20 protein-coding genes are annotated in these 19156 nt (G+C 71.7%); 8 read left to right on the forward strand and 12 right to left on the reverse strand.

The genetic code is table 11. The features are described 5' to 3' along the window. Window positions 1-43: 43 nt before the first annotated feature. Complete coding sequence (locus KVT45_RS44165; protein WP_217555231.1) at window positions 44-445, reverse strand: MarR family winged helix-turn-helix transcriptional regulator; 402 nt, start codon at window positions 443-445, stop codon at window positions 44-46. Between the two features lie 86 nt (window positions 446-531). Here KVT45_RS44165 and KVT45_RS44170 point away from each other — a divergent pair, with 86 nt between their 5' ends. Together KVT45_RS44170 and KVT45_RS44175 are read left to right on the forward strand one after the other, a co-directional pair. Beyond that, window positions 532-2007 carry an MFS transporter gene (locus KVT45_RS44170; protein WP_217555233.1) on the forward strand — a complete coding sequence of 492 codons (1476 nt, stop codon included), beginning with the start codon at window positions 532-534 and terminating at the stop codon, window positions 2005-2007. Window positions 2008-2099: 92 nt separating this feature from the next. Next, a complete protein-coding gene (locus KVT45_RS44175; RefSeq protein ID WP_217555236.1) occupies window positions 2100-2384 on the forward strand; it encodes a DUF6332 family protein in 285 nt (94 codons plus the stop codon). Here KVT45_RS44175 and KVT45_RS44180 read toward each other — a convergent pair. The 3 genes from KVT45_RS44180 to KVT45_RS44190 form a co-directional block, all read right to left on the reverse strand. Next, a complete protein-coding gene (locus tag KVT45_RS44180) occupies window positions 2345-3010 on the reverse strand; it encodes a response regulator transcription factor (protein WP_217555237.1) in 666 nt (221 codons plus the stop codon). The genes KVT45_RS44175 and KVT45_RS44180 overlap by 40 nt on opposite strands. Next, window positions 3007-4281 (reverse strand): sensor histidine kinase, encoded by a 1275-nt coding sequence (locus tag KVT45_RS44185; protein WP_217555239.1) that lies wholly within the window; start codon window positions 4279-4281, stop codon window positions 3007-3009. Before KVT45_RS44185 ends, KVT45_RS44180 begins: the two co-directional genes overlap by 4 nt. Window positions 4282-4372: 91 nt before the next feature. Continuing rightward, window positions 4373-5035 carry a TetR/AcrR family transcriptional regulator gene (locus tag KVT45_RS44190; protein ID WP_217555240.1) on the reverse strand — a complete coding sequence of 221 codons (663 nt, stop codon included), beginning with the start codon at window positions 5033-5035 and terminating at the stop codon, window positions 4373-4375. Window positions 5036-5310: 275 nt separating this feature from the next. On the opposite strand from KVT45_RS44190, the gene KVT45_RS44195 reads away from it, so the two are divergent. Then, a complete protein-coding gene (locus tag KVT45_RS44195) occupies window positions 5311-6396 on the forward strand; it encodes a medium chain dehydrogenase/reductase family protein (protein WP_217555242.1) in 1086 nt (361 codons plus the stop codon). Window positions 6397-6470: 74 nt separating this feature from the next. On the opposite strand, the gene KVT45_RS44200 is transcribed toward KVT45_RS44195, so the two are convergent. Both KVT45_RS44200 and KVT45_RS44205 read right to left on the reverse strand, forming a co-directional pair. Continuing rightward, complete coding sequence (locus tag KVT45_RS44200) at window positions 6471-7688, reverse strand: GDSL-type esterase/lipase family protein (RefSeq protein ID WP_217555244.1); 1218 nt, start codon at window positions 7686-7688, stop codon at window positions 6471-6473. Between the two features lie 38 nt (window positions 7689-7726). Further along, window positions 7727-8299: a TetR/AcrR family transcriptional regulator gene (locus KVT45_RS44205; RefSeq protein WP_217555246.1), complete on the reverse strand. Its 573-nt coding sequence runs from the start codon at window positions 8297-8299 to the stop codon at window positions 7727-7729. Between the two features lie 79 nt (window positions 8300-8378). Here KVT45_RS44205 and KVT45_RS44210 point away from each other — a divergent pair, with 79 nt between their 5' ends. Further along, the gene (locus KVT45_RS44210; RefSeq protein WP_217555248.1) at window positions 8379-8873 is read left to right on the forward strand and encodes an FBP domain-containing protein; all 495 of its coding nucleotides are present in this window, start codon (window positions 8379-8381) and stop codon (window positions 8871-8873) included. Window positions 8874-8916: 43 nt separating this feature from the next. Here KVT45_RS44210 and KVT45_RS44215 read toward each other — a convergent pair whose 3' ends face one another. Next, window positions 8917-9609: a TetR/AcrR family transcriptional regulator gene (locus tag KVT45_RS44215; protein WP_217555249.1), complete on the reverse strand. Its 693-nt coding sequence runs from the start codon at window positions 9607-9609 to the stop codon at window positions 8917-8919. Between the two features lie 206 nt (window positions 9610-9815). On the opposite strand from KVT45_RS44215, the gene KVT45_RS44220 reads away from it, so the two are divergent. Beyond that, on the forward strand, window positions 9816-10307 hold the full coding sequence (locus KVT45_RS44220) for a nitroreductase/quinone reductase family protein (protein ID WP_217555250.1): 492 nt from the start codon (window positions 9816-9818) through the stop codon (window positions 10305-10307). Here KVT45_RS44220 and KVT45_RS44225 read toward each other — a convergent pair. Then, the gene (locus tag KVT45_RS44225) at window positions 10297-11580 is read right to left on the reverse strand and encodes a geranylgeranyl reductase family protein (RefSeq protein WP_217555252.1); all 1284 of its coding nucleotides are present in this window, start codon (window positions 11578-11580) and stop codon (window positions 10297-10299) included. The two genes, KVT45_RS44220 and KVT45_RS44225, sit on opposite strands and share 11 nt — an antisense overlap. 198 nt (window positions 11581-11778) lie before the next feature. Between KVT45_RS44225 and KVT45_RS44230 the strand changes: the two genes are divergently transcribed. From KVT45_RS44230 to KVT45_RS44240, 3 genes are all read left to right on the forward strand, one after another. Beyond that, on the forward strand, window positions 11779-13134 hold the full coding sequence (locus tag KVT45_RS44230) for a dipeptidase (RefSeq protein WP_217555254.1): 1356 nt from the start codon (window positions 11779-11781) through the stop codon (window positions 13132-13134). 113 nt (window positions 13135-13247) lie between these two features. Continuing rightward, complete coding sequence (locus KVT45_RS44235) at window positions 13248-13970, forward strand: MBL fold metallo-hydrolase (RefSeq protein WP_217555255.1); 723 nt, start codon at window positions 13248-13250, stop codon at window positions 13968-13970. A 10-nt stretch (window positions 13971-13980) separates the two neighbouring features. Next, window positions 13981-15036, forward strand: a complete 1056-nt coding sequence (locus KVT45_RS44240) for a protein kinase family protein (protein ID WP_217555257.1) — start codon at window positions 13981-13983, stop codon at window positions 15034-15036. Here the strand turns inward: KVT45_RS44240 and KVT45_RS44245 are convergent. From KVT45_RS44245 to KVT45_RS44260, 4 genes are read right to left on the reverse strand one after another with little or no spacing between them, the layout of a single operon-like run. Beyond that, the gene (locus KVT45_RS44245) at window positions 15009-16061 is read right to left on the reverse strand and encodes an ABC transporter ATP-binding protein (RefSeq protein ID WP_217555259.1); all 1053 of its coding nucleotides are present in this window, start codon (window positions 16059-16061) and stop codon (window positions 15009-15011) included. The genes KVT45_RS44240 and KVT45_RS44245 overlap by 28 nt on opposite strands. Next, window positions 16058-17218 carry an ABC transporter ATP-binding protein gene (locus KVT45_RS44250; RefSeq protein ID WP_217555261.1) on the reverse strand — a complete coding sequence of 387 codons (1161 nt, stop codon included), beginning with the start codon at window positions 17216-17218 and terminating at the stop codon, window positions 16058-16060. The genes KVT45_RS44245 and KVT45_RS44250 overlap by 4 nt, the downstream gene beginning before the upstream one ends. Further along, window positions 17215-18135: an ABC transporter permease gene (locus KVT45_RS44255; RefSeq protein WP_217555263.1), complete on the reverse strand. Its 921-nt coding sequence runs from the start codon at window positions 18133-18135 to the stop codon at window positions 17215-17217. Before KVT45_RS44255 ends, KVT45_RS44250 begins: the two co-directional genes overlap by 4 nt. Next, window positions 18128-19114, reverse strand: coding sequence for an ABC transporter permease (locus KVT45_RS44260; protein WP_217555265.1), 987 nt, complete (start codon window positions 19112-19114; stop codon window positions 18128-18130). Before KVT45_RS44260 ends, KVT45_RS44255 begins: the two co-directional genes overlap by 8 nt. Between the last annotated feature and the right edge of the window lie 42 nt (window positions 19115-19156).

The following is a 19156-nucleotide window of genomic DNA, read 5'->3' on the forward strand; positions in this document are numbered from 1 at the left end:
CTGGTTCAGCAACTGCCCGGCGCTCCGCGGCGACCGGCCGGGCTCAGCCGGATTCGGCGGCCAGCATCCGGGTGAGCACCGCGCGCTGCACCGGCAGCACCTCGCCGTGCAGCGCGCGCCCCTTGCCGGTGAGCGCCACCCGCACGCCCCGCCGGTCCTCCGGGCACATGGCCCGCTCGACCAGGCCGTCCTTCTCCAGGCGGGCGATCAGCCGGGACAGCGCGCTCTGGCTGAGATGCACCCGCTCGGCGATCTCCTGCACACGGAAGCTGCAGGCGCCGTCCGCCGCCGGACCGTCGGAGAGCAGGTCGAGGACCTCGAAGTCACTGGCGCACAGGCCGTGGCCGTGCAGGACACGGTCGAGCTCGCACTGGGTGCGGGCGTGCAGGGCCAGGATGCCCCGCCATTGCTCCACGAGCGCCCGCTCGGGCTTCGTCGCCGCCATCCCGGCACCGTAGCAGAGAAACCAGATTGTTGCATCGTAATTAAATGCGTTTGCATTCGATGCATGTGCATGTAGTGTCTGGGGTCATGACCTCTCCGCTCACCGCCCCCGCTTCCGAGGGACGCTGGACCCCCCGGCTCTGGGGCACGCTGCTGGTGCTCTGCGCCGCCATGTTCCTGGACGCGCTGGATGTGTCGATGGTCGGCGTCGCCCTGCCGTCGATCGGCTCCGACCTGCACCTCTCCACCTCGACGCTGCAATGGATCGTCAGCGGCTACATCCTGGGATACGGCGGCCTGCTCCTGCTCGGCGGCCGCACCGCCGACCTCCTCGGCCGACGCCAGGTGTTCCTCGTCGCCCTCGGCATCTTCGCGCTCGCCTCGCTCCTCGGCGGCCTGGTCGACTCGGGCCCGCTGCTGATCGCCAGCCGCTTCATCAAGGGACTCAGCGCGGCCTTCACCGCGCCGGCCGGGCTCTCGATCATCACGACCACCTTCCCGGAGGGCCCGCTGCGCAACCGCGCCCTCTCCATCTACACCACCTGCGCGGCCACCGGCTTCTCCATGGGCCTGGTGCTGTCCGGCCTGCTCACCGAGGCGAGCTGGCGCTTCACCATGCTGCTGCCCGCCCCCATCGCCCTGATCGCGCTCATCGCCGGCCTCCGGCTGCTGCCGCGCAGCTCCCGCGAACGCGACCACAACGGCTACGACATCCCCGGCGCGATCCTCGGCACCGCCTCCATGCTGCTCCTGGTCTTCACCGTCGTGGAGGCCCCGCAGGTCGGCTGGGCGTCGGCCCGCACCCTGCTCTCCTTCCTCGCGGTCGCCGTCCTGCTCACCGTCTTCGTCCAGGTCGAACGCCGCTCCCCCGGCCCGCTCATCCGCCTCGGCGTGCTGCGCTCGGGCAACCAGGTCCGCGCCCAGCTCGGCGCGATCGCCTTCTTCGGCTCGTACGTCGGCTTCCAGTTCCTCACCACCCTGTACATGCAGTCCGTGCTCGGCTGGTCGGCGCTGCACACCGCCCTGGCCTTCCTGCCGGCGGGCGCGCTGGTGGCGGTGTCGTCGACCAGGGTCGGAGCGGTCGTGGACCGCTTCGGCACCCCGCGGCTGATAGCGGCCGGCTTCGCGTTCATGGCCCTCGGATACGCCCTGTTCCTGCGCGTCGACCTGGACCCGGTCTACGCGGCGGTGATCCTGCCGTCGATGCTGCTGATCGGCGCGGCCTGCGCCCTGGTCTTCCCCTCCCTCAACATCCAGGCCACCAACGGCGTCGACGACCACGAGCAGGGCATGGTCTCCGGGCTCCTCAACACCTCGGTGCAGGTGGGCGGTGCGATCTTCCTGGCGATCGTCACGGCCGTGGTCACCGCGGGCGCGCCCGCCCACGCGACCCCGCAGGCGGTGCTCGACAGCTACCGTCCCGGATTCGTGGTGGTCACGGGTGTGGCCCTCGCCGGGCTGCTGATCACGCTCACGGGGCTGCGTGCCCCCCGTCCGCAGCAGACCGTCGTGATCGCCAAGTCCGCATCCCTGGAGGCGGAGCGCGTGTCCGCCCGCGACTGAACGGGGACGCGTCCGATGAACGGGCAGTCTCACAGCCGTGCGCCCGGCGGGGCCCGTTGCCCCGCCGGGCGCACGGCTGTGAGACTGCCGGGATGACGATGCACGGGGGACGGCGCGGTCAGGCCGAGCGGGACGCGATCACCGTCGAGATCGGATACGCGCTGTGCAGCGCGGTGTTCGCGGCCGTGGTCGGCTTCGGGGCGGTGGCCGGTCCGGCGCTGCTGTTCGACCTGCCCCGCGGCCTGGAACGCACTCTGCCCGTCGCGGGCGCGGTGCTCGCCGCCGTGCTGTTCGTCGTCCGGGTCGTCAGCGTGCTGGTCCGTTTCCAGCGCTCGGCTCAGCCCAGCCAGCCCGGCCGCACCAGCCCCGACTCATAGGCCAGGACGACCAGTTGGGCGCGGTCGCGGGCGCCCAGCTTGATCATGGTGCGGCTCACGTGGGTCTTGGCGGTGAGGGGGCTGACGACCAGGCGGCGGGCGATCTCCTCGTTGGACAGGCCGATGCCGACCAGGGCCATCACCTCCCGCTCCCGCTCGGTGAGCCGGGCGAGGTCGTCGGCGGCGGCCGGTTCCTTGGAACGGGCCGCGAACTCCGCGATCAGCCGGCGCGTCACCCCCGGCGACAGCAGCGCGTCCCCGGCCACCACCGCCCTGACCGCCCGCACGAGTTCGTCCGGCTCGGCGTCCTTGACCAGGAAGCCCGAGGCGCCGGAACGGATCGCCTCGAAGACGTACTCGTCGAGCTCGAAGGTCGTCAGCATGACCACCTTGACGTCCGTCAGCTCCGGCTCTCCGGTGAGCCGGCGGGTCGCGGCCAGGCCGTCCAGTCTCGGCATGCGGATGTCCATCAGGACGACGTCGGGGCGCAGTTCACGCACCTTGCGCAGCGCCTCCTCGCCATCCGCCGCCTCACCGGTCACCTCGATGTCCGGCTGCGCGTCGAGCAGCGCCCGGAAACCGGCCCGCACCAGCGACTGGTCGTCGGCGAGCAGCACCCGGATCATCGGTCCTCCCGGTCGTCCAAGGGCAGTACGGCCAGCACCCGGAAGCCGCCGTCGGCGCGCGGTCCCGCCTCGATCGTGCCACCCAGGGCGGCCGCCCGCTCCCGCATCCCGGCCAGCCCGTTCCCACTGCCGCCCGCGTCCGCCCCGGTCGCCGGACCGTCGTCGTCGATCCGCAACCGCAGCTCCCCTCCCCCGTGTTCGAGCCGCACGCGCGCATGCCGCGAACCCGAGTGGCGTACGACGTTGGTGAGGGCCTCCTGCACGATGCGGAAGGCGGCCAGGTCGGCGCCGGGCGGAAGGCTCGGCGGCTCCCCCGTCACGGCCACGGCGAGTCCGGCGCCCGCCGCCTGTTCCACCAGCTCCGGCAGCCGCCCGAGACCGGGCGCCGGCGCCCGCGGCGCGTGGCCCGGGGCGCGCAGGGTGTCGAGCACCTGACGCACCTCGCCGAGCGCCTCCTTGCTGGCCGCCTTGATGGTGGTGAGCGCGGCCCTGGCCTGCTCGGGGTCGGAGTCGAGAAGCGCGAGACCCATGCCCGCCTGGACGTTGATGACCGAGATGCTGTGCGCCAGGACGTCGTGCAACTCCCGGGCGATCCGCAGCCGTTCCTCGTCCGCGCGCCGCCGGGCCGCCTGGGCCCGGTCGGCCCGCTCGCGTGCCCACTGCTCGCGCCGCAGCCGGACCAGTTCGGCCACGGCGACGATGATCAGCACCCAGGTGGCGATGATCACCTCCTGGCCGAGGTTCGCACCTGTGTCGCCCGGCGGCGGCAGCCGGCGGTACAGCCAGAGCGAGATCAGCAGATGCCCGGCCCACAGCATCCCGAGCGCCGCCCAGGCGGCCCGGCGGCGCCCGGCGACGACGGCACTGAAGCAGGCCACGGCGACGGCCGCGAAGACCGGTCCGTACGGGTAGCCGGCACCGAGGTAGACCAGGGCGAGCGCGGCCGTGCCGAACGCCACGATCACCGGGTACCGGTGCCGCCACAGCAGCAGGGCGCAGGTGGCGAGGAGCAGCAGGCGGGCGTACGGGTCGAGGGGCTCGCGGTGAGGCTGCGCATGGGCGGCGAAGTTCGAGACCACCAGCACGAGGACGGTGAGCAGCACGGTGGAGCGCCACGGCGGGCGGGGGCGGTGGGTCCCGGCGCCGGCGCCGACACTGGTGCCGGCATCGGCATCGGCTCTGGTGCCGGTGGCCTCGGGGAGGTTCCACCACGGGGGTCCGTAGTGCCACCACTGCGCGGGGCCGCGCTCCCGTACCCGCCGTTCGTCCATGACCGCCACGCTAGACGCAGCCGGAGCGCGCGAGCGTCAGCCCGGCGAGGTGATCACGCGTACTCCCCGGGAAGTAGGCCGCCGGGCCTGGTCAGCGGCCGGGCGTCAGCTCCGCCGCCTCGGCGTCGAACAGCCGGTCCGGTTCGAAGCCCATGCCCGTGAAGTGACCGGCGAGTTCGAGGGAGAGCACTCCGTGCATCCGGGTCCAGAACGCCAGCGCCCGCCGTAGCACTCCCGGCGGCGCGGGGTGGCCGCCGGCCCAGTCACGGTGCTGGGAGAGGTGCGCGGTGAAACCGGCGGAGGCCGGCGCGGGCGCCTCGGGCTCGGCCGCCGCGCAGACGTCGAGCAGGGCCGCCATGATCTCCTGGGCGATTCCGGTGATGTCGTCGGGCGCCTGGTAGCCGGGGACCGGCGTGCCGTAGACGAGGAAGTACCGCTGGGGGTCGTCGAGCGCCCAGCGGCGCAGGGCGTGAGCCAGGCCGCCGATACCGGCCCCGGAGCCGGCGGCGGCACGGAAGGTGTCGGCCAGACTGCGGTAGGCGTCCCGGATCAGCTCGGTGATCAGCTCGTCGCGGCTGCCGAAGTAGCGGTAGAGGGCCGGGCCGCTCATGCCCAGTTCCTTGGCGATCGCGTTCAGGGACAGGCCCGACGCGCCTGCCTTGGCGATCTGCTCCCACGCGCGCGCCTTGATGTCCGCCCGCACCTGACTCCGGTACCGCTCGCGGGGGCTCACCGCGTCCGCGTCTGCGGCCATGGCCGTCACGCTCCTCTCTCGCTTCCGATGCCCGGGCGCCTCGGCTCGGCACGTCGTCGTCTCGGCACCTCAGGGCTCGATGGCTTCGGATTCTCATCTTTGTTTCAAGTTATCACTTTCGGCAGTGGATCTAACAGGAGCGATGGCTGCATCCAACGCGAGGGCTTGACACTCAGGCGAGCACCAGTCATGTTTGTTATAGCTTCTAACGCAAGCGAGAACCTATCTCGCTTGCGAGCACATCTACTCACCGTCCACACGCGGAGGCCGTCGTCATGGGAACTGCAGGAACCGCCGGAAACACCCAGCTCATCGAGGTCGTCCTGCCGGGCGTCGTGGAGCCGGAGGGCCTCCGCATCGAGCGCCGGGAGATCCCGGCCCCGGCGGCCGGTCAGATCGTCGTCCGCGTGGAGGCGACCGGTGTCTCCTTCGCGGAGCAGCAGATGCGCCGCGGCCGCTACTACGACCAGCCGCCCTTCCCCTTCGTCCCCGGCTACGACCTGGTCGGCACGGTGCTCACGGCCGGCGCGGGCGTCGAGCCCGGGCTCGTCGGCAAGCGGGTGGCGTCACTGGTGAAGGTCGGCGGCTGGGCCAGTCATGTCGTGCTCGACGCGGCCGACGCCGTGCAGGTGCCCGCCGGTGTCGGCGCGGCGGAGGCGGAGACGCTGGTAGTCAACGGCATCACGGCCTGGCAGATGCTGCACCGCAAGGCCAGGGTGCGCAACGGCGGCACGATCCTGGTGCACGGCGCCAACGGCGGCGTCGGCACGGTCCTCGTCCAGCTGGCGCGGGCGGCCGGCCTGCAGGTGATCGGCACGGCTTCCGCCCGTCACCACGACGCGCTGCGGGAGCTGGGCGTGACCCCCGTCGACTACCGCACCGAGGACGTCCCGGCCCGGGTCCGGGAACTGGCCCCCGGCGGTGTGGACGCCGTCTTCGACCACCTCGGCGGCCGCAGCGTCATCGATTCCTGGCGGCTCCTCGCCCCGAGCGGCACCCTCGTCGCCTACGGCAGCGCCACCACCCGGGACGACTCCGGCTCCAAGCAGCTCCCCGTGCTGAAGATCCTCGGCCGGGTGTGGCTGTGGAACACGCTGCCCAACGGCCGGCACGCCTACTTCTTCAACGTCTGGGAGGGCCGCGCCCTCGGCAAGGACCGCTTCCGGGCCCGGCTGAGCGCCGACCTCACCCAGGTGTTCCAGGCTCTCCAGCGCGGCGAGGTCACCGCGCGCATCGCCGCCCGGCTGCCCCTGACCCAGGCCGCCGAGGCTCTGCGGCTCGCCGAGTCGGGGACGGTCGCGGGGAAGGTCGTACTGGTCCCGGACAGCGACGACGAGGCGTCGTCCGACTCGGCACGATGACGACCGCCGGCTCATCAGCAGGCGCAGGCTCAGCGGGCCCACATTCAGCGGGCCCAGGTTCAACGGGCCCAGGTTCAGCGGGCTCCGGCTCGGCGGTCGCCGCCGCTCCCCGGGAACGCGAACGCGCCGTCGTCCGCGAAGGCCAGCCCGGCGAAGCGTTCGCCGATACGGCGGTGGGTGGCCGCGTCCGGATGGAGTCCGTCGGGCAGCGGGAGTTCGGCGGAGTCGGCTCCGCCGTAGAGGGCGCGGCCGTCGAGGTAGTGGAGGTGCGGGTCCTCGGCCGCGCGCTGGGCGACGACCCGGGACAGCTCGTCCCGGATGACGTTGAGGGTGAGCTTGCCGCTCGCGCGCTCGGCCGGGTCGCCCGCCGCCGTGAAGGCGAGCCGGCCCTCGCCGAGGGCGCTCAGGTCCATGGCGGTGGGGCCCGGCGTGTCCTCGTGCATCGGGCACAGGATCGGCGACACGACCAGCAGCGGAGTGGTGGGGTGCCCCTCGCGGACAGTGTCGAGGAAGCCGTGCACGGCGGGACCGAAGGCCCGCAGCCGCATCAGGTCGGTGTTGACGACGTTGATGCCGAGCTTGAGGCTGATCAGGTCGGCAGGGGTGTCCCGCACGGCGCGGGCGGTGAACGGGTCGAGCAGGGCGCTGCCGCCCAGCCCCAGGTTGACCAGCTCCACACCGGCGAGCGCGGCCGCGAGTGCGGGCCAGATGGCGGTGGGGCTCGCGGCGTCGGAGCCATGGCTGATGGAACTGCCGTGATGCAGCCAGACCCTGCGGCCGTGGTCGGGTGCGGCGGCGAGCGGGGCGTCGGTGCGCAGCGCGACCAGTTCGGTGGTCTCGTTGTGCGGCAGCCAGATCTCGACGACCTTCTCGCGCTCGGGCAGGCCGGTGAAGCGGAGGGTGCCTACCGGTCCGGGGCGCAGCTCCATGGTCCCGGCGCTCATGTCGACGACCTGCACCCGGCCGCCGAGCACAGTGCCCTGGCCGGCCAGGATGCCGTCGACGAGTAGGTCGTAGACGCCGTCCGGGCGAGGTGGCGCGCCGACGTAGAGGCGCTTGGTGGGCAGGGTGTCCAGTTCCACGGCGGTGGCGCGGGTGTGGAACACCAGCCGTACGCCGGAGGGCTGGGACTCGACCATGGCGAGCTGTGGGTCGGCGCACTGGGCGCGGGCCCGGGCCGGGAGCCGGTGCGGCAGGATGCCGTGCTCCGTGTGCTCCAGGTCGAGGGCACCGCGCAGGAGATCGGCGGTGATCGGAGTGGTGATCCCGATCCGGCGGGGGTGGGTGTTCATGGCCTCTGGGTTCCGTACGAAGAAAGAAAAAGGGGGGGTCAGGTCGGGGCGGGCCAGTTGCGCAGCAGTGCGTCGAGGGCATCGAGGACGCGGGTCCAGGACTGCTGACTGTCGGGGGCGCTGTGGCTGAAGCCGCCGCTCAGTTCCAGATCGACGAAGCCGTGGAAGACGCTGCCGAGCATCCGGACGGCATGGGTCTCGTCCGGTTCGGACAGGTCGTAGCCGCGCAGGATCGCCCGGGTCATCTGGGCGTGCCGCACGCCGGCGCTGCCTGCCGCCGTCTCCGGGTCGAGGCGCAGCCGGGCCGCCGCGTAGCGGCCGGGGTGGGCGCGGGCGTAGTCGCGGTAGACGTCGGCGAACGCGATGAGGGCGTCCTTGCCGGCCCGTCCGGCCAGCGCGTCGGCGGCCCGGTCGGCGAGCTCCTCCAGCGCCAGCAGCGCGATCCTCGTCTTCAGGTCCTGGGAGCTCTTGACGTGCGAGTACAGGCTCGCGACCTTCACGTCGAACCGTCTGGCCAGCGCCGAGACGGTCACCTGGTCGAAGCCGACCTCGTCGGCCAGCTCGGCTCCGGCCCGGACCAGTCGTTCCGTGCTCAGTCCCGCTCGCGCCACACCCGCTCCTCGCCTTCACCTCTCACCTGAACCGATTATGCATTTGCCTAAACCATTTAGGCAAATTAGCGTGCACCGCATGAGACAGCTGACCGAGCAAGAGATCCGTGCCGCGTTCGTGAACTGCACCAAGGGCGCGGCGAAACGCCTGAACATCCCTCACGACCTGGACGAACGACCATGGGCCGACCTGGACTACTTCGGCTGGCGCGACCCCCAGGCACCCGATCGCGCCTACCTGGTGGCCGAGCTGGACGACGGCCGCGCGCGGGCGGTGGCACTGCGCTGCCCGAGCCCCTCCTCCTGGCAGACCCGGCGCAGCATGTGCTCGATCTGCCTGACCACGCACACCGGAGGCGTCTCCCTGATGGTCGCCGCCAAGGCGGGGAAGGCCGGGCAGCAGGGCAACTCCGTGGGCGCCTACCTCTGCAGCGACCTCGCCTGCTCGCTGTACGTGCGGGGCAAGCGGGACGCGGGCGCGGGCGGGCGCATGCCGGAGTCGCTCACGCTGGAGGAGAAGATACGGCGGACCGTGACGAACCTCGCCGCCTTCCTGGACAAGGTCACGGCGTGAGCCGAGGCGACGGCGTCTCCGCCACCTCACCCGACGGGCTCCGCTAGGGGAAGACCAGCCCCACCCCATGGGCGAGCTGCGCGGCCGCGTGCCGGAAGAACCGCTCCCGCTCCTCCACGACCCCCTTGAACTGGCCGAACAGTTCGAACCCCACCAGCCCGAACAGCTGGGCCCAGGCCGCGGCCATGGCCACCGCCACCTCCGGCGGGAGGCCGGGCATCAGCTCGTCGGCCATCCGGCGGGCCTCGGGGGCGAGTTCGGCGGGTACGGGGGTACGGGCCAGACCACGCCGTTCGAACGCCTCGCGCAGGATCCCGATGAGGACGAGGGCCACCCGGGCCGCCGGCGGAATGGTCGTGTCCGGCGCCGAGTAGCCGGGCACCGGCGAGCCGTAGATCAGCGCGTACTCGTGGGGATGGGTCAGCGCCCAGCCGCGCACCGCCTCGCACACCACGACCCAGCGCTGCGCCGGGGCCGCGCCGGCGACAGCGACGTGGGCGGTCTCGGCGGCCTCACCGAGGGAGTCGTAGGCGTCGATGATCAGCGCGGTGAGCAGGTCGTCGCGGCTGGGGAAGTAGCGGTAGAGCGCGGAGGAGACCATGCCGAGTTCGCGCGCGACGGCCCGCAGCGACAGCTTGGCCGCACCCTCGGCCGCGAGCTGTCTGCGCGCCTCGTCCTTGATGGCCGTGGTGACTTCCATCCTGGCTCGCGCGCGGGCGCCCTGTGGGGTGGTCATGGGGAGCAGTTTGCCATGTTTGCAGAGCGGTGCACACGTTTTGGAGCAGTGCACTTGATTTGGATCAGCGATCACAGATGAGATCGGTGCACACACGCAAGTGCACCGCTCAAAAAAGAGAGCACTGCTCTTGCAGTGGATCACCGATCTCCCCCACACTGTTCCTCAAGCGAGAGCACTGCTCTCCCAAGCACGTGGGGGTCATCATGTCGTCGTCACAGTCTCAGTCTGAGCCGCAGCCGCAGCCGTCGCCCGAGCCGTACTACGCCAAGGCCAACCCGATGGCCGTCCGGATGAACGGCCTCGTCGGGTGGCTCGCCCGGCGCGGGATCAGCCTCGCGGGCAGCGCGGAGCTGTCCGTGCCCGGCCGCAAGAGCGGCAGGCTGCAGCGCGTCCCGGTCAACCCGCACACGTACGACGGCACCCAGTACCTGGTCTCGGCGCGCGGCAACTCCCAGTGGGTGCGGAACATGCGCGTGGCCGGCGGCGGGGAGCTGCGGGTGGGGCGGAAGGTGCGGGAGTTCACCGTGGTGGAGCTTCCCGATGCCGAGAAGCTCCCGGTGCTGCGGACCTACCTGGAGAAGTGGGGCTGGGAGGTCAAGCAGTACTTCCCCGGGGTGACGGCCAAGTCCTCCGACGACGAACTCGTCGCGGCCGGCGCCGACCACCCCGTCTTCCGGGTCACCGTCACGAAGTGACGGTTTCCTCGTCGGCCGTGTCCTCCGTGGGCGTGCTCTCCTTCGCCGTCGGCTCCGGGCCGAAGGCGGTGAGGGCGCGCTGGGCGAGCGGATGCGAGCGGACGAGCTCACCGAGGGAGGTCCGGCCCTGGGTGATCTCCTTGAACGCCCGCCAGGCGGGACGGAACCCGGTCAGGACCGCGTGGAAGAGTCCGGGACGGCGCTCGAACACCGCGAGCATCCGCTTGCCGACGCTCATCTCGACGCCGAGGCCCGCCTTGACGGCGAAGGCGTAGTTCAGCGCCTGGCGGCGGGTGTCGACGGCGTCGTGGGCCTCGGCGATCCGCACCGCCCACTCCCCGGCGAGGCGCCCCGAACGCAGCGCGAAGGAGATGCCCTCACGGGTCCACGGTTCGAGCAGGCCCGCCGCGTCACCGCAGACCAGCACCCGGCCCCGGGACAGCGGTGAGTCGTCGGTGCGGCAGCGGGTCAAGTGGCCGGAGGAGATGCTCGGTTCGAAGCCGGCGAGGCCGAGCCGGGCGATGAAGTCCTCCAAGTACCGCTTGGTGGCGGCGCCTTCGCCGCGCGCCGAGATCACGCCGACCGTAAGCGTGTCGCCCTTGGGGAAGACCCAGCCGTAGCTTCCCGGCATCGGGCCCCAGTCGATGAGGACCCGGCCCTTCCAGTCCTCGGCGACCGTCTCCGGCACCGGGATCTCCGCCTCCAGGCCGAGGTCCACCTGGTCGACCTTCACCCCGACGTGGGCGCCTATGCGGCTGGCGCTGCCGTCGGCGCCGACCACCGCGCGGGCCAGCAGGGTCTCGCCGCCCTGGAGCACGACCGCGACCGTCCGCCGGTCCGGGACCGCCGAGCCGTGCTGCTCGACGCGCTGCACGGCAGCGCCCGTGCGCAGCTCGGCGCCCGCCTTCTGGGCGTGCTCGACCAGCTGCTGGTCGAACTCGGGACGGTTGATCAGCCCGAACATCATCTGCTTGGAGCGACGGGTGCGGGTGAACCGTCCGTTGTTGGAGAAGGTGACCGCGTGTACCCGGTCCTTGAGGGGCAGCTCGAAGCCGGGCGGCAGCGCGTCGCGGGAGGGGCCGATGATGCCGCCGCCGCAGGTCTTGTAGCGGGGTAGCTCCGCCTTCTCCAGCAACAGCACGCTCCGTCCCGCGACCGCCGCCGCGTAGGCGGCCGAGGCCCCCGCGGGTCCAGCGCCCACCACGACGACGTCCCACACCCGCTGTACGTCGTCCGCCTGCACGTCGTCCGCCGAAGAATTCTCGCCGCTCACGATGGTCCGCTGCTCCGATCAAGCCGTAGAAGCCGTATCAAGCCGTCAAGCCGTCAAGCCGTGGGTCAGGCCCTGTCCGTCCGTAGGCCGACACCTGTCACCTGTCCCTCCGCATCCTACGGCGGAGATCGCCGCAGGCCACTGTGGGAGGATCGGTCCACTCACCAGTTCAACGTCGCACCCACGAGGAGCGTGCCCATGTCGTCCAATCCGGTCGCCGAGACCGTCGCCGCCCTGCTGCCCAGGGCCAAGGCGGAGCTCGCCGAGCTGGTGGCCTTCAAGTCGGTGGCGGACTTCGCCCAGTTCCCGAAGAGCGAGAGCGAGGGCGCCGCGAACTGGGTGGCCGACGCGCTGCGCGCCGAGGACTTCACGGACGTCGCCGTACTGGACACCCCGGACGGCACGCAGTCGGTGTACGGCTATCTGCCGGGCCCGGCGGGTGCCAAAACGGTCCTGCTGTACGCGCACTACGATGTGCAGCCGCCGCTGGACGAGGCCGCCTGGACCACCCCGCCGTTCGAGCTGACCGAGCGGGACGGCCGCTGGTACGGGCGCGGTGCCGCTGACTGCAAGGGCGGCGTGATCATGCACCTGCTGGCGCTGCGTGCGCTGAAGGCGAACGGCGGCGTCCCGGTCAACGTCAAGGTCATCGCCGAGGGCTCGGAGGAGATGGGCACCGGCGGCCTGGAGCGGTACGCCGAGCAGCACCCCGAGCTGCTGGCGGCGGACGCGATCGTCATCGGCGACGCGGGCAACTTCCGGGTGGGGCTGCCGACGGTGACCACCACGCTTCGGGGCATGACCATGGTCCGCATCCAGATCGACACGCTGCGGGGCAATCTGCACTCGGGCCAGTTCGGCGGTGCCGCACCCGACGCCCTGGCCGCGCTGATCCGCGTCCTGGACTCGCTGCGCGCCGAGGACGGTTCCACGACGGTCGACGGGCTGGCGCCGGAGACGCGCTGGGAGGGTCTGGAGTACGACGAGGAGCAGTTCCGTACGGACGCGAAGGTGCTGGACGGTGTCGGTCTGATCGGCGACGGTTCGGTCGCGGACCGCATCTGGGCCCGTCCGGCGGTCACGGTGCTCGGCATCGACTGCCCGCCGGTGGTCGGCGCCACCCCGTCGGTGCAGGCCGGCGCCCGCGCCCTGGTCAGCCTCCGGGTGCCGCCGGGCGTGGACGCGGTCGAGGCGGGCAAGCTGCTCCAGGCCCATCTGGAGGCGCACACGCCGTGGGGTGCGCGGGTGCGGACCGAGGCGGTCGGCCAGGGGCAGCCGTTCCGCGCGGACCCCACCAGCCCGGCGTACCGGGCGATGGCCGACGCGATGGCGGTCGCCTACCCGGACGAGACGATGCAGTACGCCGGCCAGGGCGGCTCCATCCCGCTGTGCAACACCCTTGCCGGCCTCTACCCGCAGGCCGAGATCCTGCTGATCGGCCTGAGCGAGCCGGAGGCGCAGATCCACGCCGTCAACGAGAGCGTGTCGCCAGAGGAGCTGGAGCGCCTGTCGGTGGCGGAGGCGCTGTTCCTGCGGAACTACGCGGCGGGCTGACGCGCCCGGGGCGGCCGGCAGCCACGGTCCATCGGAGTACGCGGTGGGCTGAATCGCTCGGCCCACAGCGGAGGACCCCCGTCGTGGACGGGGGTCCTCCCTACGGTCGGGACATGGACGTCATCGAGCTGCTCCCCCGGCTGCACCTGCTGCGCTTTCCGGTGGGCCAGGCCTACCTCTGGCACGACCCGGACACCGGTGCCTCGACCCTGGTCGACACCGGTCCGCCCGGCTCGGGCCGGGCGATCGCCGACGCGCTGGCCGCGCTGGGGCGGTCCCCTTCGGCGGTACGACGGATCGTCCTCACCCATTTCCATGTGGACCACGTCGGCGGGGCCGCCGAGTTCGCCGCGCTGAGCGGAGCCGAGGTGCTGGCCCACCGGCTGGACGCGCCGGTGATCCGGGGCGAACTCCCGGGTCCGCCGCCGGTGTTCGAGGACTGGGAGCTGCCGATCCATGCGGCCGCGGCCAAGCTGCTGCCTGCCGAGCAGCCGGTCCCTCCGGACGAGGTGACGGAGTTGTCCGACGGGGACGTCCTGGACTTCGGCGGCGGTGCCGGGGTCGTCCACGTCCCCGGGCACACGCACGGCAGCATCGCCCTCCATCTCCCTTCGTACGGTGTGCTGTTCACCGGAGACGCGGTGGCGGCCGCGCCGGGCACCGGTGCGGTGATGCTCGGGGTGTTCAACCTCGACCGGGACCGGGCCGTCGCGTCCTTCCGGCGGTTGGCCGCCCTGGACACGGAAACGGCGTGTTTCGGCCACGGTGATCCGGTGACCGCCGACGCGGCACGGAGGCTGCGGGAATCCGCGGACACCTACGGTCCGCCGCTGTGACCATGGGTGCATGACCGACATCGCGCGCCGTGTCGCCGCCCACACGGGCATCGCGAACTCCCTGGCCCTGTTGAGCGACGTCGAGCTGGCTGGACTGGTCGCGGACGGCGAGCCGCTCGGAGCCGGGATCGGCGGGAGAGCGGTCCGGCTCACGGTGGACGGCGGGCCGGTGTTCGTGAAGCGGATCCCCCTGACCGACCGGGAACGGGAGCCTCGGCACGCCCGCTCCACCGAGAACCTCTTCGGCCTGCCGTCGTACTGCCACTACGGCATCGGCGCGATCGGCAGCCCGGGGTTCGGCGGCTGGCGGGAGCTGGCCGCGCACCGGGTGACGACCGACTGGGTGCTGGCGGGCCGGTTCCCCGGTTTCCCGCTGCTGCACCACTGGCGGGTGCTGCCCGGGGCGTCCGCCCCGCTGCCCGGCGAACTCGCGGACGTCGAAAGGGCGGTGGCCTACTGGGGCGACTCCGCGGGTGTACGGGAGCGCGTCGAGGCACTGCGGGACGCCTCCGCGAGCCTCACCCTGTTCCTGGAGCACATCCCGTACACCCTGCATGACTGGCTGGACGCCGAACTGCGCACGGACCGGGCGGACTCGGCCTGCACCCTCACGGCCCGAGGGCTGGAGGACAGCACCGCGTTCCTCTCGGGCACCCATCTCCTGCACCTCGACGCCCACTTCGGCAACATCCTCACCGACGGCCGGCAGCTGTACCTCACCGACTTCGGGCTCTCCCTCAGCTCCCGCTTCCGACTGGCCTCCGACGAAGGGGAGTTCTTCGACCGGCATCGGCACTACGACCGTGTGTACACCCTCTACTACTTGGTGATCTGGCTGGTCACCGCCCTGTACGGGTACCGGGGCGAGGAACGCGCGGAGTTCGTGCGGGCCTGTGCCGGCGGGGTACGGCCCGAGGGCGTCCCCCGGGCCGCCGCCGAACTGCTGTTACGGCACGCCCCGCTCGCCGTCGGTATGGAGGCCTTCTGCCGGCGGCTGGAGCGGGAGAGCCGGCTGACGCCGTTTCCGTACCCGGACGGTCACAGCAACTGCACGCTCTCCGCGTAGTGGCAGGCGACCGGGTTGCCGCCGCCCCGGTCGACCAGGTCCGGCACCTGCTCGACACAGGCCGTGCGCTCGCTGTCGGTGAGCTGGTTCGCGAACTTGGGGCAGCGGGTGCGGAAGCGGCAGCCGCTGGGCGGGCGGACCGGGCTCGGGACGTCGCCCTGGACGGTGATCCGTTTCCGGGCGCGTTCCTTGCGCGGGTCGGGCAGCGGGATCGCGGAGACCAGGGCCTGGGTGTAGGGGTGGGCGGGGCGGGCGAAGAGCTGCCGGGCGGGGGCGATCTCCACCAGGCGGCCCAGGTACATCACCGCGACCCGGCCGGCGACATGGCGCATCACGGAGAGGTCGTGCGCCACGAACAGGAAGGACAGGCCCAGTTCGCTCTGGAGGTCCATCAGCAGGTTGAGGATGCCCGCCTGGATCGACACGTCCAGCGCGGAGACCGGCTCGTCCAGCACGATCACCTTGGGGCGCAGTGCCAACGCCCGTGCGATGCCGATGCGTTGGCGCTGTCCGCCGGAGAACTCGTGCGCGAAACGATTGCCGTGCTCGGGGTTGAGGCCGACCAGACGCAGCAGTTCGCGTACCTCGTCGGCGGCGCCGGGGCCGTAGCGGCCGTGGATGCGCAGGGGTTCGGCGACGATCTCGTGGACGGAGATCCGGGGGTCGAGGGAGGCGTACGGGTCCTGGAAGACGATCTGCAACTCACGGCGCAGCGGCCGCATCTGACGTCTGCTCAGGTCGGTCAGCAGCCGGCCCCGGTAGTGGACTGAGCCCGAGGTGGCCGTCTCCAGGTTGAGCAGGGTCCGGGACACGGTCGTCTTGCCGGAGCCGGACTCGCCGACCAGGCCGAGCGTCTCGTTCTCGTACAGGTCGAAGGAGACCCCGCAGACGGCGTGCACGTCGCCGACCCGGCGGCGGACCACGCCCTTCGACATCACCGGGAAGTGTTTGACGAGGTCGCGGACCTGGAGGACGGGTTCGCCGGTGCCGCCGTGGCCGGGCAGCGGAGGCAGGGAGTCGGTCATCGGGCGTCGTCCTCCAGGTCCGCGAACCGGGCCAGGGCCTCGGTGTCGGCGCCGACGGCGTCGAAGAGCTCGCCGGCGGCCGTGTCCACGAGTTCGTCGGCGAAGTGGCAGGCGCTGCGGTGGGCGTCGGATCCGACGGGGCGCAGGGCGGGTTCCGTGGTGTCGCAGGGCTCCCGGCGCATCGGGCAGCGCGGGGCGAAGGGGCAGCCCGGGGGCAGGTTGAGCAGCGAGGGCGGGGAGCCGGTGATGGGGGTCAGGCGGTCCTCCTCGCGGTCGAGGCGGGGCAGGGAGCCGAGCAGGCCCAGGGTGTAGGGCATGCGCGGGGTGTAGAAGATGTCCTCGACCGAGCCGGTCTCGACGATCCGCCCGGCGTACATGACGGCGACCCGGTCGGTGTGGCCGGCGACCACGCCCAGATCGTGGGTGATCAGGACGAGGGCGGCGCCGGTCTCGGCGCGGGCGGCCTCCAGTGCCTCCAGGATCTGGGCCTGGACGGTGACGTCGAGGGCGGTGGTGGGCTCGTCGGCGATGATCACGTCCGGGTCGTTGGCGATCGCGATGGCGATGACGACCCGCTGGCGCATGCCGCCGGAGAGTTCGTGCGGGTAGCTGTCGACGCGCCGCTCGGGGCTCGGGATGCCGACCGTGCCGAGGAGTTCCACGGCGCGGGCACGTGCCGGGCGTCTGCCGAGCCTCGGGTTGTGTCTGAGCAGGGTCTCGGCGATCTGGTAGCCGATCGTGTAGACGGGGTTGAGGGAGGTCATCGGGTCCTGGAAGACCATGGCGATGCCGCTGCCCCGTACGTCCGAGAGGCGGGCGTCGGACATCCCGAGCAGTTCCGTGCCCTCGAACCGCACCGAGCCGCGCACCCGGGCCGAGCCCGGCAGCAGCCCCATCACGGCCAGCGCGGTGACGGACTTGCCGGAGCCGGACTCGCCGACGATGCCCAGCGCCTCGCCCCGCTCCAGCCGGTAGCCGACGCCGCGCACCGCGCGTACGGTCCCGTCCTCGGTGGGGAACTCCACGCTCAGGTCCTCGACTTCGAGGACCGCGCCGGACTCCTCCCCCTTGCCGACGACCGCACCCGCGCCCGCGGCCGTGCCCGTGGCCCTGCCGTCGCTCGCGGTGTGGCCGTCGTCCCTGTCGTTGGCCGTCACTGTCGCACCCTTTGCTGCCGGGGGTCGAAGGCGTCACGCAGCCCGTCGCCGATGAAGTTGATGGTGAGGGCGATGGCGATGATGAAGGCGCCGGGGATGTAGAAGAGCCAGGGCCGGGTGTCGACCGCGGTCTGTGCCTGGGCGACCAGCAACCCGAGGGAGGTGTCGGGCGGCTGGACGCCGAACCCGAGGAAGGACAGGGCGGTCTCGGTGAGGATGCCGGTGGCGACCAGGATCGTGGCGTTCACGATGATCGGGCCGAGCGCGTTGGGCAGCAGGTGCCGGAAGATGATCCGGGTGTCGGAGGCGCCGAGCGCCCGGGCGGCCTCCACGAACTCCTTCTCGCGCAGGGAGAGTACGGACGAGCGCACCACCCGGGACACGTACGCCCAGGTGAGTCCGGCGATCACCGCGGCGATCCAGTACCAGGAGCCGCCGCTGCGCGAGGAGATGACCAGCGCGATCGCGAACAGCGGGAGGGTCAGCACGAGATCGGCGACGCGCATCATCAGCGCGTCGACGAACCCCCGGTAGAAGCCGGCGACGGCCCCCCACACGGCTCCGACCAGAGTCGAGCCGAGCGCGATCAGGATGGCGATCTTCAGCGAGGTCTGGGTGCCGCGCATCACCTGTGCGTAGGCGTCGTACCCCGAGGAGTCGGTGCCGAACGGATGCTTCCAGGAGGGTGGTTGGGAGTTGTCCGGCGTGAACCTGGTGTACGAGTAGTGCCAGAAGTGCGGGCCGGCGAAGGCCCACAGCACGATCAGCACGAAGACGACCAGGCTGATCATCGCGGCCCGGTGGCGCAGGAAGCGGCGCAGGACGAGCCGGGTCTGGCTGCGCTGCACGACGGTGAACTCGTGGTCGGTGCGCGGTGTTTGCGTGCCGGCAGGCCCGAGTGCCCCGATGTCAGTCATAGCGGATCCTCGGGTCGAGTACGGCGTAGAGGAGGTCGGCGAAGAGGTTGAAGACGATGACGACGACGGCGGACAGCAGCAGCCAGGCCATGGTCCGGTAGACGTCGAGGGTGGTGGCGGCCTGCACGAGCATCTCGCCCATGCCGTGCCACTGGAAGATCGTCTCTGTGATGACCGCGCCGCCGAGGATGATCGCGACGTCGAGGGCGGTGACGGTGGCGAGCGGTATCAGCGCGGTGCGCAGGGCGTGCCGGACGAGCACCCGGCCGCGGCGCAGCCCCTTGCCGCGGGCGAGCCGGACGTAGTCGCTGTCCATGACCTCGAGCATGGAGGCGCGGGTGTAGCGGGTCCAGGAGGCGAAGGAGACCAGGGCCAGGGTGATGGTGGGCAGGATGAGATGGCCGACGCGGTCGGTGAACTCGTTCCAGGTGGTGTCGACTTCGAGGTACGGGGACTTCTCGCCGATGGTGCCGAGGAACTGGCTGCCGGTCTCCTGGTTGAACCAGACCCCGGCCTGCTTGAGCAGCACCGCGAACCAGAACACGGGCATGGCGAGGAACAGGAAGCCGAGGAAGGTGATGGTGTAGTCGGCGGCGCTGTACTGGCGGATCGCGCTGAACACCCCGAAGACGACGGACATCACGAGGGCCAGCAGCATCGCGGCGGCGACCAGGGTGACGGTGACCCGGAAGCGGGTGAACAGGTCGTGGCCGATGTCGAGGTTGGTCTGGACGGACGGTCCCCAGTCGCCGTGCAGGACCCCGGTGATCCAGTTCCAGTAGCGTTCCACGGCGGGCTGGTCGGCGTGGATGTGCCGGGCGAAGGCGGTCACCGCGGCCTTGCTGGGCGGTGGCTGCCGGGAGGTGGCGAAGTTGGCCACCGGGTCCCCGGAGTTGACGACGACCAGGAAGACGATGAACGTCGAGACGATCAGGACGGGTATGGAGACGAGGATGCGGCGCACGGTGTAGGCGAGCATGCGGTCTTCTCTCGCGGAGGCCCGGCCCCGGGGTCGCCGGGG

Origin of the sequence: Streptomyces sp. GbtcB6 (assembly GCF_019091475.1) — a bacterium.
GTDB lineage: Bacteria > Actinomycetota > Actinomycetes > Streptomycetales > Streptomycetaceae > Streptomyces > Streptomyces hyaluromycini.

Bases quoted from the DNA above. Each gene is read 5' to 3' on its own strand.
- KVT45_RS44200 (WP_217555244.1), bottom strand. From the start codon at position 7,688: ATGAACACCCACCCCCGCCGGATCGGGATCACCACTCCGATCACCGCC.
- KVT45_RS44235 (WP_217555255.1), top strand. From the start codon at position 13,248: ATGGACGTCATCGAGCTGCTCCCCCGGCTGCACCTGCTGCGCTTTCCG.
- KVT45_RS44175 (WP_217555236.1), top strand. From the start codon at position 2,100: ATGACGATGCACGGGGGACGGCGCGGTCAGGCCGAGCGGGACGCGATC.
- KVT45_RS44215 (WP_217555249.1), bottom strand. From the start codon at position 9,609: ATGACCACCCCACAGGGCGCCCGCGCGCGAGCCAGGATGGAAGTCACC.
- KVT45_RS44230 (WP_217555254.1), top strand. From the start codon at position 11,779: ATGTCGTCCAATCCGGTCGCCGAGACCGTCGCCGCCCTGCTGCCCAGG.
- KVT45_RS44260 (WP_217555265.1), bottom strand. From the start codon at position 19,114: ATGCTCGCCTACACCGTGCGCCGCATCCTCGTCTCCATACCCGTCCTG.
- KVT45_RS44195 (WP_217555242.1), top strand. From the start codon at position 5,311: ATGGGAACTGCAGGAACCGCCGGAAACACCCAGCTCATCGAGGTCGTC.
- KVT45_RS44255 (WP_217555263.1), bottom strand. From the start codon at position 18,135: ATGACTGACATCGGGGCACTCGGGCCTGCCGGCACGCAAACACCGCGC.
- KVT45_RS44245 (WP_217555259.1), bottom strand. From the start codon at position 16,061: ATGACCGACTCCCTGCCTCCGCTGCCCGGCCACGGCGGCACCGGCGAA.
- KVT45_RS44190 (WP_217555240.1), bottom strand. From the start codon at position 5,035: ATGGCCGCAGACGCGGACGCGGTGAGCCCCCGCGAGCGGTACCGGAGT.
- KVT45_RS44165 (WP_217555231.1), bottom strand. From the start codon at position 445: ATGGCGGCGACGAAGCCCGAGCGGGCGCTCGTGGAGCAATGGCGGGGC.
- KVT45_RS44185 (WP_217555239.1), bottom strand. From the start codon at position 4,281: ATGGACGAACGGCGGGTACGGGAGCGCGGCCCCGCGCAGTGGTGGCAC.
- KVT45_RS44210 (WP_217555248.1), top strand. From the start codon at position 8,379: ATGAGACAGCTGACCGAGCAAGAGATCCGTGCCGCGTTCGTGAACTGC.
- KVT45_RS44240 (WP_217555257.1), top strand. From the start codon at position 13,981: ATGACCGACATCGCGCGCCGTGTCGCCGCCCACACGGGCATCGCGAAC.
- KVT45_RS44220 (WP_217555250.1), top strand. From the start codon at position 9,816: ATGTCGTCGTCACAGTCTCAGTCTGAGCCGCAGCCGCAGCCGTCGCCC.
- KVT45_RS44170 (WP_217555233.1), top strand. From the start codon at position 532: ATGACCTCTCCGCTCACCGCCCCCGCTTCCGAGGGACGCTGGACCCCC.
- KVT45_RS44180 (WP_217555237.1), bottom strand. From the start codon at position 3,010: ATGATCCGGGTGCTGCTCGCCGACGACCAGTCGCTGGTGCGGGCCGGT.